The sequence below is a fragment of the Phenylobacterium sp. genome, assembly GCF_025351295.1.
Classification (GTDB): Bacteria; Pseudomonadota; Alphaproteobacteria; order Caulobacterales; family Caulobacteraceae; genus Phenylobacterium.
The window spans coordinates 39,764-54,245 of record NZ_JANXWD010000154.1; the positions used below are offsets into that span (position 1 = coordinate 39,764).

The window sequence follows — 14,482 nt, forward strand, 5'->3', positions numbered from 1 at the left end:
ACCCCGAAATGTCCGCCGCTCCCACCGCCCAAGGCTATGACGACGTGGTGGCCCGGATCGCCCGCGCCGCGCAAGCCGCCGGGCGCCTAGCCGGCGCGGTGACCCTGGTGGCGGTGTCCAAGCAGCAGCCCTGGGAAGCGATCGAGCCGGTGCTGGCGGCCGGGCAGCGGGTGTTCGGCGAGAACCGCGTGCAGGAAGCCCTGGCCCGCTGGGCGGGCAAGACGGCCGCCGGGGGCCTGACGCTCCATCTGATCGGGCCGCTGCAGACCAACAAGGCGAAGGACGCGGTCGCGCACTTCGGCGTGATCGAGACCCTGGACCGGGAGAAACTGGCCCGCGCCCTGGCCGACGAGGTGCAGAAACAGGGCCGCACGCCGCGCCTCTACATCCAGGTGAACACCGGCGAGGAGGCGCAGAAGGCCGGCGTGATCCCCGCCGAGGCCGACGCTTTCATCGCCGCGGTGCGCGGCGCCTACGGCCTCACGCCCGAGGGCCTGATGTGTATCCCGCCCGCCGGCGAACCGGCCGGGCCCCACTTCGCCCTGCTGCGCAAGATCGCCGAGCGCAACGGGCTCTCGAAGCTGTCGATGGGCATGAGCGGGGATTTCGAGACGGCGATCCGCTTCGGGGCCACCAGCGTGCGCGTGGGCTCGGCGGTATTCGGGGCGCGGGGATAGGGCCGCCTACGCCCTGATGTCCACCGCGTCGCCGGGCTTGGCGACCGACAGCAGGTCTTCCAGGTCCTGCCGCGCGACGGCCACGCAGCCCTGGGTCGGCGGATAACCGGGCTTGGCCACGTGCAGGAAGATCGCCGAGCCTAACCCCGCGACCGGCGGGTCGTCGTTATGGCCCAGCACGACGACGATGTCGTAAGCTCCGTCATCTCGCCACAGCGCCTCGGCGCTGGCCGGATGGGGCAGCTTGACGGGTCGGTTGTAGGCCGGGTCGGCGGGATCGTCGCACCAGCCGTCGTCCTCGGCCATGCAGCGGACCCGGAACTCGGTGGCCGGCGGCGGGCCGCGGTCGGGGCGATAGATCACCTCGCGGATCGGCCATACCCCGGCCGGCGAGGCGCCGTCGCCCTCCCGCTTGGCCGCGGCCGGCGTCACCCCGGCGGGGCCCAGGGCGCAGCGCACGCGGCGCCCGCCGATGTCCAGAACCCCGTCTGCCGTGGCGGTGAAGCGCACCTTGACCCCCTGGCGGTTTGGCGAATCCCTTTGGCGCGAAGCGCTGAGATGGTGTTTGTTGCCGCCCATGGCTCAACGCAAGACTCTCCTCATCGTCGACGACGACCAGGACCTTCGCGGGGCGATCGCCGAACAGCTCCAGGCGGAGGGTTTCGAGGTCGTCGAGGCGGCGACGGCCGGTGATGGCGTTCGCCAGGCGCGCGAGGCCAAGCCCGATGTCATCCTGCTCGACGTCGACCTGCCGGACATGGACGGGCGCGAAGCCTGCCGGCGGATGCGCGAGGACGGGGTGTCGACCCCGGTGATCATGCTGACCGCCGCCGACACCGACGACGACACGGTCAAGGGCCTCGGTTCCGGCGCCAACGACTACGTGACCAAGCCCTACAAGTTCGCCGTCCTGCTGGCCCGCATCCGGGTGCAGCTGCGCGACTATGAGCATTCCGAAGGCGCGGTCTTCCGCCTGGGCGCCTATGAGTTTCGCCCCGCCGCCAAGCTGCTGGTGGACGAGAAGGGCAAGAAGATCCGCCTGACGGAGAAGGAAACCAACATCCTGAAATACCTCTACCGCGCCGGCGAAAAGGCCGTGTCGCGCGAGGAATTGCTGGCCGAGGTGTGGGGCTACAACGCCGGGGTGACCACCCACACCCTGGAAACCCACGTCTACCGCCTGCGCCAGAAGATCGAGCCCGACCCGGCCAACGCGCGCCTGCTGCTGACCGAGCAGGGCGGATACAAGCTGGCGCCTTGAAAGCTTACTAAAGCTGCATCAAATTTGGCGGTGAGGGAGGCTTCCATAGGCCGCTATGAACCCCTGCGCGCATTCCTCGAACAGCAGCCCGCGGATCGCGTGACGCTCACGTTTCGCGAGGTCGAGGCGGTTTTGGGCGCGTCGTTGCCCAACTCAAAAAAATATCCCGCCTGGTGGAGCAATAATCCGTCCAACAACCCGATGACGAAGGTCTGGCTCGACGCGGGCTTTGTGACGGAACAGGTCGACACCATAGCTGAAAAGCTTGTGTTTCGCCGCGCCGTCGCTTCTGAGCGCGGCGCCGGCCTGGAGGAAGGCCCGGTCATGTACCCCTTGTCCCCGAAGGGCCGCTCGGGCGACTGGCTCGCGCGCTTGCGGGCCGAACTCGGCGGCACGGTCAAGGTCGCTCCCAGTTGGGATCTGACCAGCCCTGCGGGCGAAGTCTGGGATGCTGAGCGGGAATGAGTCGGCCGATCCTGCTCGACACCTGCGCCCTCCTGTGGATCGCCAACAATGAAACGCTGCGCCCTGAGGCCGAGGCGGCGCTGCAGCAGATGGCGCCGGTCCTGGATGGAATCCTGGTCTCCCCGATATCGGCCTGGGAAATCGGCCAACTGGCCTCGCGCGGTCGGCTAAGGCTCGCCATCGACCCGTTGCGCTGGTTTCAAAGAAGCCTCGATCGCGGCATGGCGCTGGCGCCCCTCCCGGTGTCCGTCCTCGTCGCAAGTGCGTTCTTGCCGGGCGACCGGTTGCGGGACCCTGCCGACAAGATTCTAGCTGCGACGGCCCGGCAGTTCGGATACCGCCTGATGACCCGCGACCTGCCGCTTCTGGACCTGAGCGCGGAGGGCCACCTCGACGCCATCGCCTGCTAAAGCACCAGGTCCGCTGACACCGGCGCGTGGTCGCTTGGGCGTTCCCACTCGCGCACGTCGTCGTGGATGCGCGCCGCGGGGGCGCCCAGTCGGAAGGCGGCGTCCCTCAGCCCCGGCGTCACCAGGATGTGGTCCAGGCGCAGGCCGCGGGCGGATGCACGGAAGTCCTGGGCGCGGTAGCTCCACCAGGAGGCCAGTTTCTCGGGCTCTGGCGTGGTCTCGCGCATCAGGTCGATGAAGCCCAGGGAGGCCTCCAGCGCCCGGAAGGCTTCGATCTCCACGGGGGTGTGGCTGACCACCTTGGACATGTACCTGTGGTTCCAGACGTCGAACTCACCCGGCGCCACGTTCAGGTCGCCGACGATCGCCAGCGGCGCCTTGGGGTCGCGACGGCCCAGTTCGGCGGTCAGCTTCTCGTAGAAGTCCAGTTTGTGGTCGAACTTGGGATTCTGCACCCGGTCGGGCGTGTCGCCGCCGGCCGGGATATAGAAGTTATGGATCTCGACGCCCGCCACCGTCGCGCCCACGCAGCGGGCGTGACCCTCGCGGCAGACCTGCAGGGGCGGCGCCGCCCCAAGCGGCAGGCGCGAGGCGATGGCGACGCCATGCCAGCTCTTCTGGCCGGCGATCTTCAGGTGCGGCAGGCCCATCTCGACGAAGGCGTTCACCGGGAACTCGCCCTCGCGGCACTTGATCTCCTGCAGGCACAGCACGTCCGGCGCCTGCTCGGCCACGAAGCGGGCGGCCTGCTCGGCGCGCAGGCGGACGGAATTGACGTTCCAGGTGCAGATTCGCAGGCGCATGCCGGTGTCTTTAGGGGCTCGGGACGCAAAAGAAAGCCCGGGCGCATGGCGAGCGCCCGGGCTGTTCAGTTGTCTCTCATGCCGCCGCCGGGAGGGGATAGGTTCCGGCACGGGTTTCGTCGGCACGCTCGGCGCGCAGACGACGTAGTGGCAATATCGTCACGGCATGACAGTTTGTCAAAGGACTTCGTATTAATGCTTGCATGTGTCGCCCGGGACACATTTCGGCGGATCAGACCTTGCCGCGTCCGACGTTCTTCGGCCGGGGGTCCTTCAGCACGAACAGGTCGCGATCCAGGCCCGAGGCGCGCTCCAGGCCGATCAGCTGCACCCGGGTGGGCCGGCTCTGGGCGTCGGTGACGGTCCAGCCGGCCAGCGCCAGCGGAGCGTCGGTGAAGGTGAGCGTTATGGTCCCAGCCGTCTCCTTCCTGCCGTCGCGGGCGGTGATGGCGAAGCCGTCGGCCATGCGCGCCACGCGGGTGACGGCGACGCCCCGATCCAGCCGGATCGTCCGGGCCAGGAACAGCGACAGCGGCGTGGCCGCCAGCGGGTAGGAATCGAAGGTCTTCAGGCGCGCGTCCTGCACCGACACCACGCCGCCGTCGGAGACCACCAGCAGGCCGGAGGGCGGGTCGTAGGCGAACCGCGCCTTGCCGGGCCGCTTCAGAAACAGCTGGCCGGTGGTGGTGCGGCCCCGCGCGTCGGTCTGGGCGAAGCGGGCCTTGGCCTCGGTCAGGCCCTCCAGATAGGCGACCGCGCGGTCGACCAGCGCCTGGTCTGCCGCCGCCAGGGGGGCTTGCGGGGCCGCCTGGCCAAAGGCCGGGCCGGCCAGCGGCGCTGCGGCCAGGGCCAAGGTCAGGCTGCGGCGGGTGAAGGTCATGGCGGGTTCCATAAACGGGGGTGTCGCATGCCCGCTGGGCGGCAATAGGGCGTGGACGGGTCCGGGCGCAACGCTGACGGGCAGGCGCCCGTTCCTAGAAGCGCCGGCTGGTGCTGGGCGTCAGTCCCACTCGCCGGTCGTCGGGGGCGCCAACCCCGGCCGGACAAGCGGCGGGCCGGTCGGCCAGATCGTAGCAGAGCCGCACCTCGGTCAGCCGGCCGTCGCGGTCGGCCTGGACGTAGATGTCCTCAACCGCGAGCCAGCGGTTCTTCGCCATGAAGGCGCGGCGCAGGTCGCCCGCCGTGAGCGCGGTGACGCCTTCGATGCGGGGCAGGGTCACGCGGTCGTAGAGCTTCGCTGCCTGGCGGAAATAGGCCGCCGGGTCGTCCCATCCGCAGGCCCCGTGCGCCTGCCACTCGTGCTGCAGCAGGCCGGCGGAGGGGGTGCGGCAGTACATCGCCCGCACCGTGGCCAAGGGAATTGTCCCCACCGGCCGGCAATAGCGCGGATAGGGCGGCGCCTTGCCGTTGGGCCACAGGCCGTGCAGGGCGAAGCCCTGTGGTCGGCGCTCCGGATCCAGCGGCGGGGTGGTGGCGGGCGTCTGGCCGTTGATCCGTCGCCAGTCCGGCGTCCAGGTGATGGCCAGCAGGTAGTAGGCGATGGTGACGCCGCTCTCGACTTCGTCCGGGCGGACGGGCGCCACGGGCGCGGGGGCCAGGCCCTTCGGCAGAGCGCAGCCCGGGGCGGCCGCGCCCGGCAGCGCCAGGGCGGCCACGGCAAGGGCGAGGACAAGGGCGCTCAGACGCATGCCCCATAGAGCGGCGCGGCATGCGCCGGCGCAATCGCCTATATTCCACCGATGGGCATGATCGAGGATCTGGAACGCCGAATGGCCGCCGCCGCAGAGGCTGGCGACTTCGAAACCGCCGCTACCTTGCGCGACGCCATCGCCCGCATCGGTTCGGGCGACACGAATCTGGTCGAACAGCAGCCGGGCCGCATGGGCCTGGGCTCCAGCCAGGAGAAATACATCAACCGCTCCGGCAAACCCCTGCCGAAAAAGCCTGACCCGATGACCAATGGGTTCAAGCCCGGCGGCCGGCGTTAAGGAGCCGCTGAGACCAGTATCTCGCGCTTGCCCGCGTGGTTGGCAGGGCCGACGACGCCCTCCTGCTCCATGCGCTCCATCAGCGAGGCGGCGCGGTTGTAGCCGATCTGAAGGCGGCGCTGGATGTAGCTGGTGGAGGCCTTTCCGTCGCGGGCGACCACGGCCACGGCGCGGTCGTAGAGGTCGTTGCTCTCCTCGCCGCCACCCAGGCCCAGGTCGCCGTCCTCGCCGTCTTCGTCTGGGCTGGCGGTGACCTCGTCGAGGTAGCTGGGCGTGCCCTGGTCGCGCAGGAACTTGGCCACCGCCTCGACCTCGCCGTCGCTGACGAACGGGCCGTGCAGGCGGGTGATGCGGCCGCCGCCGGCCATGTAGAGCATGTCGCCCTGGCCCAGCAGCTGCTCGGCGCCCTGCTCGCCCAGGATGGTGCGGCTGTCGATCTTGGAGGTGACCTGGAAGCTGATCCGGGTTGGGAAGTTGGCCTTGATGGTGCCGGTGATCACGTCCACCGACGGGCGCTGGGTGGCCATGATCAGGTGGATGCCCGCGGCCCGCGCCATCTGCGCCAGCCGCTGCACGGCGCCCTCGATGTCCTTGCCGGCCACCATCATCAAGTCGGCGACCTCGTCGATGATCACCACCAGGAACGGCATCGGCTCGGGCCGGATCTTCTCGCTCTCGTAGGTGGCGCGTCCGCCGTCGTCGAACCCGGTCTGGACGGTCCGCTCGAAGTGCTCGCCCTTGCTCAGCGCCTCGCGGGCGCGCTCGTTGTAGGAGGCGACGTTGCGCACGCCGATTTTCGACATCCGGCGATAGCGGTCCTCCATCTCGCGCACCGTCCATTTCAGCGCGACGATGGCCTTCTTGGGGTCGGTCACCACCGGCGCCAGCAGGTGCGGGATGCCGTCGTAGACGCTGAGCTCCAGCATCTTCGGGTCGATCATGATCATCCTGCACTGCTCGGGCGGCAGGCGGTAGAGGATCGACAGGATCATGGCGTTGACGCCCACCGACTTGCCCGAGCCGGTGGTGCCGGCGATCAGCAGGTGGGGCATCTTGGCCAGGTCGGCGATGTAGGGCTCGCCGCCGATGGTCTCGCCCAGCGCCATGGGCAGGCTCTGGCCGCCGCGCTCGTATTCGGAGGCGGCCAGCAGGTCGCGGAGATAGACGGTCTCGCGGCGCTGGTTGGGCAGCTCGATGCCGATGGCGTTGCGGCCCGGCACCACGGAAACGCGGGCCGAGGCCACGCTCATCGACCGTGCGATGTCGTCGGCCAAGGCCACCACGCGGGCGGACTTCACCCCGGCGGCCGGGACCAGTTCATAGAGGGTGACTACCGGGCCCGGGCGAATCTGGTCCACGGCGCCGCGGACGCTGAACTCGGCCAGCACGCTCTCCAGCAGCTGGGCGTTCTGGCGCAACGCGCCCTCGTCATACTGGGCCGCGCGTGGCGGGGCCTTGGTCAGCATGGCTAGTTCGGGGAGCTTGAAGCCGCCCTCCTGGGCGAAGGAGAAGGTTGACTGCGCCTCCTTCTGCTCGCGGACGCTTTCCTTGGGCGCGAGCTTGGGCGGCTTGACCAGCGGGGCGGGGCCGTCGGCGGGGAGCGGCGCGGGGTCCAGCGCGGCGTCGGCGATCAGCGGGTCGAGGGCCTTGCGGCGCGAGACCTTGGTCTTCAGCGGTTCGGGCTGCGCCGCCTTCAGCCGCGGCTTGGGCGTCAGGGCGTGGGTCAGGCCGTCGGCCAGGCCGCGCAGGTCCAGCTTCGAGAGGCCGACGCCGTAGCCGAACGCCACCACGCCCGCCAGACCCAGGATCGAACCGCCGATGATCGTCCCGAACGGCAGGCGGGCGTATTCGACCAGCCCGGCCAGGCCGGTGAGCAGGGTGTCGCCCCAGAAGCCGCCCAACCCCTTGGCCAGCGGCCAGGCGGCGGGTGTCGGCGCCCAGGCCAGGGCGCCGGTCAGCGCCAGCACGCCCAGGGTCCCGACGGCCGCGCGCAGGCGCAGGCGGCCCCGGTTCGCCTCGGGTTCCGGATCGGCGACCCGGGCGAGGCCGCAGACCACGATCAGCAGGGCGGCCAGGCCCGCGGCGACGCCCAGTGACTGGATGCCGATGTCGGCCAGCACCGCGCCGCCGCCGAGCGCATTGGTGGGCTCGCCCACGCCGACGGCGTTCAGGCTGGGATCGGCGGCGTTATAGGTGGCGAAGGATGCGGCCAGGGCCACGCCCAGGGTGGCGGTCATTCCGCCGCGCAGGCGCGCCGTGAAGGTGTGCGTCCAGCAAAGCCTGGCGATATGCGCCGCCAGTTCCCAACCCGTCTTTCGCGCCGCCCGCGCCATCCCAACACGCTCCGAACCACCGTTAACGACTTGTTTGGACGTCAATCGTTAACCGCGCGTTTACCGAAGTTAAGCGGATGCGGATGGCGCTTCCGCAGGGCCGCCCGGCGCATTAGGTTCGCCCCATGAACTGGTCCATGCCCCGTCCCGTGCTGCAGGTGGTCGCCGTCCTGATCGGCGCCGCCTGCGTCGGCGCGTTCGCGATGGGCGTCGCCACCGCGCCCCAGAAGAGCCGGCTGCCCGGCCAGCGGGCCGACGGCGTCACGGGCCAGGCGCTGCAGGCGCAGGAGGCCGTCGCCCTGGGCGAAGAACGCATCGAAGGCGCCGCCCCCCCGCCCGAACTCTCCGACGAGGAAAAGGCCCGGCTGGCCGACGAGAAGGAGACCCGGGAGGCCGAAGCCGCCGCCAAGGCCGCCGCCGCCAGCGTGATGCCCGCCGCCACCGCGGCGCCCGCCGCCCCGACCGTCGAAGCCGCGCCCCAACCCGCCCCCGCGGCCCCGCCCCCGCCGAAGGTGGAAGAGCCGCCGTTCTGAATCACCGAACGTCCAATCGGCCTTCCCGGCGCAAGCCGGGAGGTCTTCCAGTCGGGTCCAAGCCCAGCGTGGGCGGTCAACGCGAATCCTTGACCCGTGGCAGACCTCGAGGAGGTCTGCGGTGCGGCAAAGAAGGCGAGTCCATAGCCGCCAACGGATGAGCCGCGGTTATCGCCTGAGATCGGAAAACGGAATTCAGATCATCCGACAGAAGGGGGGCTTGCTCGTTGTCTGGCACGCATCGGGCTTCGTGCCCGACGTTCTCCAATAGGCCATGAGGCCGAGCTGGTCCGCGAGCGCTGGAAAGGCGGGTTCGGTCAAAACGCCGCGCATGCTTCGACGCCAAAAGATCCGTGGCCTCTGGGCGGCAACCTGCAAGGCCTCACGGTTCGCGCCCAGCGCCGCCAGCAGAATTGCGACCGTCTCGGTCTGCTTGTCCTTGGGCAACGCAAGCAGGCCTTGGATCGCCTGCATCTTCGCCTGGGGGGCGCCCGATGCCAGGGCCTGATATCCCGACAATAGGGCGGCGCGACTCTCTTTTGGCATCTGCAACCGCGGGCTGCGAAGGGCGGTGATGGCGGCCGCGTAGTCCCCGGTCTCCGCGCCCACGGCGACCGCGACCCGTTTGTCAAAGTTCGGATCTTTGCTGAGATCTATCGCGGCGTCGAGGTAGGGTCTGGCCTCCTCGCCCCGGTCCGCCCCCAAAAGCGCGCGCCCCAAAGCAAGCTGGGAGTCAGGCCACAGCGCGAGCATGTCGGTGGCGGCGTGAAACTGTTCGATCGCGGCGCCAAGTCGTCCCACGCTTTGCAACTTCAAGCCGTAGCCGTAGTGCTCGCAGCCGCAATCAAGCGGTTTAGCCGCGATGGCGCTTTTGAAAAGCTTCTCCTGACCGATCCAGTCGTGTGGGTCGATCAGGTAAGCCTTGTGCGCAAGGGCCTCGCTGTTGTTCCGGTCGAGCGCCACCGCTCTGTCCTCGGCCTCGCGCCCCGCCGCGCGCATCTCTTCCGCTCGCCGACTGTCGCGTTCTGCATCGGCAGCCTGCATGTAGCCGTTCGCGACGGCAGACCATCCCCAGGAGAAATCGGGAACCGCAGCCACAACGCGTTGTGCGAAATGAAGCGTCTTGCTTCCGCCGTAAGACCAGTATTCCTGACAATATTGCATGTAATTGCTTAGGACTGTGTCCGGCAGCGCTTTCCTGTAGGTCGCAGCGCCGGACAGACCGCAACGAACGACGGTGCCGGCATCTACGGCGATTTTGTGAGGAACTTTTGAAACCTGGTCAGCCGCGTAGTCGGCACTGTCGGACCACAGGACCACGCCGGTGTGCTGGTTGGTAAATCGGGTAATCACGCGAATGGAATCGCCGACCCGGTAAATGGCGCCGTCCAGTGCATACGCCGTTCCCGGTTTGGGAGATGACATGGTTGAAACGCCGACAACGCCGTCGACACTGAATGCTGCGGCGATCTCAGCGCTGATGGATTCGCGCAGGGTTGCGGGTAGGTCAGCCGACAGAGTCCGGAATCCAGACAGACGAACCATCATCCTGTCTGGCGCCGCGGGAACCGGTCCAAACCACACCCAAGCGCCGGCGATCACCAGCAGCAGAAGCAACCCGGCCACCCCCGCCGCCCAGGCTAGGAACCGGCGGCCCTGGGCTCGCAGTTGAGGATGGGCCTTAGAGCTCGCGTCGGGTGGGGGCTTGTCGAGCAGCGGCGGGGGTGCGGCTGGCCCAGCCTTCCCGCTGTCGGCGGCGTTCAGCCGGAAGCCAATCTTCGGAATCGTTTCGAGGGTGAAGGGCGGGGGGTCGAACTGGCGAGCCAGGATCCGCAGCTGTGCGATCACCCGGTTGATCGCGTCGTCGCTGACGACGCGGCCGTCCCAGCAACCGTCCACCAGTTCGTCGCGCGTAACCGTCCGGCCCTCAGCGTCCATCAACAGAAGCAACGCCTGCATAACCTGAGGCCGCACGCGCTGCTCGGTTACGCCGTCCGAAACGAGCCCGCGTGCGGGATTGACCTGTATGCCGCCGAGCGTGCGATCCGGCTCCTGCCCTAGGCTGATCCTCGTCGTCGGCAAGGCGACCTCCGTTGCACTGCCGCCGAGGCTAGCACGGACGCGCCCCGCTGAAATGGCGCCGGCGCCGCCACAAGGTCCGGAAATAATCCGATAAAGGTCGGACAAACATCCAGCGAAGAGCACGGATTCGGAGTGACCTGCGCCAGCACGGCTCGCGTTGGCGGGCCGGGCCAAGGCCCCTCAACACCAGGATCCGCAATGCGCTCTGAACCTCGCCCCCACCGCTCGACCCGGCGTGTCTCCCGCCTGATCGTCCCGGCGATCGCCGTCGTCGTCTGTTGGGGAGCGGCCGAGGCCAGGGCCGCGGTGGTGACGGGGGCCTTCTCCGGCCTGATCGATCACGGCACTGACTACGCGGGCGTGTTCGGCCCGGCGAACGCCGCGCTCGACGGCCTCGAATACGTCCAGACCTTCACCTACGACACCTCGAAGGGATTCCGCACCCCTCATCCGATCATCGCCGATCAGGTCAGCGCGTTCTTCCCGCAGGAGCCGGTGTTGACCTACTCGCTCACGATCAACGGGATCACCGACACGGTCGCGCTTACCAGCAACAGTTTCGTCGCCGTAGCCCCGGGGAAAGACTTCCGTCTCGGCGGCGAAGCTTTCAACAGCGCCGGCCTCATCCAGGTCGGCAGCATCGCTTATGGCAGCGCATTCGGAAATCTCGACCATCCGGTCTCATTCCTCGATACCAACCCCGCCTCGAAGCCGTTCAGCGGATTTGCCCAGAAGTACCTCGGATTTTTCCATGATGACTTCCAGTACTTCATGATCTTCGACACCCGGCGTGTCGACTTCGTGGGGAGCGGCACGCCTAGCGCCGCACCTGAGCCGGCAACCTGGGGGATGATGCTCGCTGGCTTCTTTGCCATGGGGGTGGTCATGCGGCGGCGAGCTGGCCGGTCCGCGAAACCAGCGAGCGCTCTGATCGCGACTTCAGTCCGCACTCGTTCGGGGTTACCCATCTGAGCGGCGGACGCGTCGGTCGGGGTCGGGATATCACGGCCCTCGAACTCTGCGCACTCGAACTCTGCGCAGTTGAATGTCGGCTTGGGGTCGAAAACAGCGAGGGCTCACCTGCTGAAGGCCGTCGCCCGCCGATGCGGCGTGAAGGGGCGCACACCCCTGATCGGGTTGGCGATCCTGACGGTCAACGCATACCCAGAGATGGGAGCGCCCGACGCCGGGTGCGACTATTGCGCCACGCGGATCAGCATCTTGCCGCTGTTGACGCCCGAGAACAGCCCGATGAGCCTCGGGAGCGCGCTCGAAACCGTCGAGGATAGTCTCCTGGTACTTGATCCGGCCGTCCTTGAGCCAGCCTGTCATGTCGACCACGAAGGCGGCCTGCAGGTGCGGGAGGTCGCTGGCCGAATCGTTCTTCTCTAGGGTTTTGCCGGGCCGAGGTGGGTATCCATCACCAGATCGCCGGTGAATGCCTGCACGCTACGCCGCCGAAATAGCTTGGCGGGAGGACAACTGTCGCATCAGCAACGGCGAACAATTCCTGCTGGCGCCATTGTCAACGTTGACTCATCCGGTATCGCGCCAGTGGAAGGGCTACTGTCAGCGGCAATTTCTGTGAGATTTGAATCACTGTGTGCATTGAAGAGGTAGTGATAGGACGCCACCGCTTGGTCGCTCATGGCGACACGCTGCGATGCAGGAGTTAAGGCCGCCTACCCCACCCCGTTCTTCTTGAAGTGCGCCAGCATCAGCGCCCAGCCGGCCGCAGCGTCCACGGCCCCGTAGCTGGGCCGGTAGTCCGCCAGGAACCCGTGCTGGGCGTTCGGATAGACGACGATGTCGCTGCCGGTCTTGCCGGCCGCCTTCAGCGCCGCCTTCATGGCGTCGACGTCGGTCTGTGGGATGCCCTTGTCGAGGCCGCCGTAGAGCCCCAGCACCGGGGCGTGCAGGTCTTTGGCCAGCTCGATCGGCGGGGTCTGGGGGTAGGCGTTCCTGGCCAGCGGGCCGTACCAGGCGACGCCGGCCTTGAACTCGGCGAACCGTTCGGCCGCCAGCCAGGTCTTGCCGCCGCCCCAGCAGAAGCCGGTGACGCCCAGGCGCTTCAGGTCGCCGAACGGCTGGGCCTTCAGGAACTTCAGCGCCGCGGCGGTGTCGGAGGTGACCTGGGCGTCCGGGGTGGCGCCGACGATCTTCATGATCTCCGGGAAGTCGGTGAGCTTGGACGGGTCGCCATTGCGAACGAAGAAGTCGGGGGCCAGGGCGACGTAACCCGCCTTCGCCAGCCGCCGGCAGATGTCCTTGATCCACTCATGGACCCCGAAGATCTCGGTGTAGACGAACACCACCGGATGGCGGCCCTTCAAGGTGGGGCGCGCCAGGTAGCCGGGGATCTTGCGGTCGCCGGCGTCGATCTCGACCGTGGCGGTGACCAGGCCGACGTCGTCGGTGTGGATCGGTTCGGCGTTGGCGTCGAAGGCCGCCACTGCATAGCCGCCGGCCAGCGCCATGGCGATCGAACGCCGTGTCAGATCGAGGTCGCCGGCCCAGTTGCCGTCCGGGCGGGTGAGATTGACCATCGGTCGGTTCCTCTGAGGTTTTGGGCGCCGCAGAGTGGCGTCGCCATGGGGCGTGAGTCAAAGCCGCGAGCGAATTAGGCCGCCTCGGGTCCCTAGTCCTGCGTCGCGCCCCCGGCCTTGCCGATGATCTGGGGCACGAACCGCTCCGAGAAGCCGGCCACGATGGACCAGAACAGCAGTTTGGCCAGATCGGCGCCAGTGGCCGGGTAGGCGGTGCTGAAGAAGGCCTGCAGGTCGGCGGTGGTCGGCGGGGCGTGGAACGTCGGGATCGCGAAGTGCGGGAACGCCTCGCCGCTGACAATCCCGCTCAAGAAGCCCAGGTAGAGCGCCAGGGCGAACAGGCCGCCATAGACCGGGATCAGCGCGATCTGGAACCACGACGCCGACAGCAGGTCCAGCGCCTCGTCAGCCAGGGTGTTGAGTCGCTGTTGGATGCTGACGAAGCCACCCAGCAGTCCGCAGCCGAAACAGGCCCACGACACCAGGAACCGGCCTCCGAACACCAGGGTGACGCCGAACAGGGCCACCACGCAGACCAGCACGCCGGCCGTCATCAGGATCAGGCGGCGGGTGATCCGTAGTCGGTTCGCGGTGCGTGACATGGTTCAGCCTCCCGGGAGGCGACGCTAGACGCTCCTGAAGCGCCGTCAAATCATGGGAGGCGTGCCGCTCCAGCCCATCCCCTTGCGGTGAATGGGGACTTTCACCCTTGCAGCCCCGTCAATTTCCCCCATATCGGCTCTCAACGCGGCCTTCCCCGCACGGAAAGCGGGATGGCCAAGGAAACCTAATCGAACCGGGGGCGTCGCATTTCCCCGGGCGCTTCAGTAGAAGGCCCAACCGCGGCGTCCGCCAACCAGGAGCGAGCAAGACCAAAGCATGAGCAAGATCATCGGCATCGACCTCGGCACGACCAATTCGTGCGTGGCCATCATGGACGGCAAGGCGCCGAAAGTGATCGAGAACGCCGAAGGCGCGCGGACCACGCCTTCGGTCGTCGGCTTCATGGAAGATGGCGAGCGCATCGTGGGCCAGCCGGCCCGGCGCCAGGCCGTCACCAACCCTTCGAACACCTTCTTCGCGATCAAGCGGCTGATCGGCCGCCAGTTCAACGACCCGATGGTCGCCAAGGACAAGGGCATGGTGCCCTATGAGATCGTCAAGGGCCCGAACGGCGACGCCTGGGTGCGCGCCCACGGCCAGGATTACTCGCCCCAGCAGATCTCCGCCTTCACCCTGATCAAGATGAAGGAAGCCGCCGAGCAGCACCTGGGCGAGAAGGTCGACAAGGCGGTCATCACCGTCCCGGCCTATTTCAACGACGCCCAGCGCCAGGCCACCAAGGACGCCGGCAAGATCGCCGGTCTCGAAGTCCTGCGGATCA

The 14,482-nt window shown here is 68.1% G+C and carries 17 protein-coding genes and 1 pseudogene; 10 read left to right on the forward strand and 8 right to left on the reverse strand.

From position 1 onward, the window contains the following. Positions 1 to 8: 8 nt before the first annotated feature. The gene (locus tag Q0R13_RS20830; RefSeq protein WP_293907569.1) at positions 9 to 677 is read left to right on the forward strand and encodes a YggS family pyridoxal phosphate-dependent enzyme; all 669 of its coding nucleotides are present in this window, start codon (positions 9 to 11) and stop codon (positions 675 to 677) included. Between the two features lie 6 nt (positions 678 to 683). Here Q0R13_RS20830 and Q0R13_RS20835 read toward each other — a convergent pair whose 3' ends face one another. Next, entirely contained in the window at positions 684 to 1,187 is a 504-nt protein-coding gene (locus Q0R13_RS20835; protein WP_293907571.1) for a L,D-transpeptidase family protein, read from the reverse strand. Positions 1,188 to 1,254: 67 nt separating this feature from the next. Between Q0R13_RS20835 and Q0R13_RS20840 the strand changes: the two genes are divergently transcribed. The 3 genes from Q0R13_RS20840 (at position 1,255) to Q0R13_RS20850 (ending at position 2,813) form a co-directional block, all read left to right on the forward strand. Then, positions 1,255 to 1,938 (forward strand): response regulator transcription factor, encoded by a 684-nt coding sequence (locus tag Q0R13_RS20840; protein WP_293907573.1) that lies wholly within the window; start codon positions 1,255 to 1,257, stop codon positions 1,936 to 1,938. A 99-nt stretch (positions 1,939 to 2,037) separates the two neighbouring features. Further along, a complete protein-coding gene (locus Q0R13_RS20845; RefSeq protein WP_293907575.1) occupies positions 2,038 to 2,403 on the forward strand; it encodes a hypothetical protein in 366 nt (121 codons plus the stop codon). Next, on the forward strand, positions 2,400 to 2,813 hold the full coding sequence (locus Q0R13_RS20850; protein ID WP_293907577.1) for a type II toxin-antitoxin system VapC family toxin: 414 nt from the start codon (positions 2,400 to 2,402) through the stop codon (positions 2,811 to 2,813). The genes Q0R13_RS20845 and Q0R13_RS20850 overlap by 4 nt, the downstream gene beginning before the upstream one ends. On the opposite strand, the gene Q0R13_RS20855 is transcribed toward Q0R13_RS20850, so the two are convergent. The 3 genes from Q0R13_RS20855 to Q0R13_RS20865 form a co-directional block, all read right to left on the reverse strand. Continuing rightward, positions 2,810 to 3,616, reverse strand: a complete 807-nt coding sequence (locus Q0R13_RS20855; protein ID WP_293907579.1) for an exodeoxyribonuclease III — start codon at positions 3,614 to 3,616, stop codon at positions 2,810 to 2,812. The genes Q0R13_RS20850 and Q0R13_RS20855 overlap by 4 nt on opposite strands. A gap of 232 nt (positions 3,617 to 3,848) precedes the next feature. Continuing rightward, positions 3,849 to 4,496 (reverse strand): outer-membrane lipoprotein carrier protein LolA, encoded by a 648-nt coding sequence (locus tag Q0R13_RS20860; RefSeq protein WP_293907581.1) that lies wholly within the window; start codon positions 4,494 to 4,496, stop codon positions 3,849 to 3,851. A 94-nt stretch (positions 4,497 to 4,590) separates the two neighbouring features. Further along, entirely contained in the window at positions 4,591 to 5,304 is a 714-nt protein-coding gene (locus tag Q0R13_RS20865) for a ribonuclease T (protein ID WP_293907583.1), read from the reverse strand. Positions 5,305 to 5,355: 51 nt separating this feature from the next. Here Q0R13_RS20865 and Q0R13_RS20870 point away from each other — a divergent pair, with 51 nt between their 5' ends. Then, positions 5,356 to 5,604, forward strand: a complete 249-nt coding sequence (locus tag Q0R13_RS20870) for a UvrB/UvrC motif-containing protein (protein ID WP_293907585.1) — start codon at positions 5,356 to 5,358, stop codon at positions 5,602 to 5,604. Here the strand turns inward: Q0R13_RS20870 and Q0R13_RS20875 are convergent. Next, positions 5,601 to 7,937, reverse strand: a complete 2,337-nt coding sequence (locus Q0R13_RS20875) for a DNA translocase FtsK (RefSeq protein WP_293907587.1) — start codon at positions 7,935 to 7,937, stop codon at positions 5,601 to 5,603. The genes Q0R13_RS20870 and Q0R13_RS20875 overlap by 4 nt on opposite strands. 137 nt (positions 7,938 to 8,074) lie before the next feature. Here Q0R13_RS20875 and Q0R13_RS20880 point away from each other — a divergent pair, with 137 nt between their 5' ends. Then, entirely contained in the window at positions 8,075 to 8,470 is a 396-nt protein-coding gene (locus tag Q0R13_RS20880; protein WP_293907589.1) for a hypothetical protein, read from the forward strand. A 195-nt stretch (positions 8,471 to 8,665) separates the two neighbouring features. Here Q0R13_RS20880 and Q0R13_RS20885 read toward each other — a convergent pair whose 3' ends face one another. Next, positions 8,666 to 10,552, reverse strand: coding sequence for a winged helix-turn-helix domain-containing protein (locus tag Q0R13_RS20885; RefSeq protein WP_293907591.1), 1,887 nt, complete (start codon positions 10,550 to 10,552; stop codon positions 8,666 to 8,668). A gap of 198 nt (positions 10,553 to 10,750) precedes the next feature. Here Q0R13_RS20885 and Q0R13_RS20890 point away from each other — a divergent pair, with 198 nt between their 5' ends. The 3 genes and pseudogenes from Q0R13_RS20890 to Q0R13_RS20900 form a co-directional block, all read left to right on the forward strand. Further along, on the forward strand, positions 10,751 to 11,524 hold the full coding sequence (locus tag Q0R13_RS20890; protein ID WP_293907593.1) for a PEP-CTERM sorting domain-containing protein: 774 nt from the start codon (positions 10,751 to 10,753) through the stop codon (positions 11,522 to 11,524). Between the two features lie 81 nt (positions 11,525 to 11,605). Then, positions 11,606 to 11,944 carry a hypothetical protein gene (locus Q0R13_RS20895; protein ID WP_293907613.1) on the forward strand — a complete coding sequence of 113 codons (339 nt, stop codon included), beginning with the start codon at positions 11,606 to 11,608 and terminating at the stop codon, positions 11,942 to 11,944. Beyond that, a pseudogene (locus tag Q0R13_RS20900) lies at positions 11,919 to 12,140 on the forward strand (transposase); the annotation flags it as partial. The gene Q0R13_RS20895 and the pseudogene Q0R13_RS20900, both read left to right, overlap by 26 nt. A 94-nt stretch (positions 12,141 to 12,234) precedes the next feature. On the opposite strand, the gene Q0R13_RS20905 reads toward Q0R13_RS20900, so the two are convergent. Continuing rightward, positions 12,235 to 13,098, reverse strand: a complete 864-nt coding sequence (locus Q0R13_RS20905) for a dienelactone hydrolase family protein (protein ID WP_293907595.1) — start codon at positions 13,096 to 13,098, stop codon at positions 12,235 to 12,237. A gap of 92 nt (positions 13,099 to 13,190) precedes the next feature. Beyond that, a complete protein-coding gene (locus tag Q0R13_RS20910; protein ID WP_293907597.1) occupies positions 13,191 to 13,700 on the reverse strand; it encodes a hypothetical protein in 510 nt (169 codons plus the stop codon). Between the two features lie 277 nt (positions 13,701 to 13,977). Between Q0R13_RS20910 and Q0R13_RS20915 the strand changes: the two genes are divergently transcribed. Further along, a partial coding sequence (locus tag Q0R13_RS20915) for an Hsp70 family protein (protein WP_293907599.1) occupies positions 13,978 to 14,482 on the forward strand: 505 nt, incomplete at its 3' end.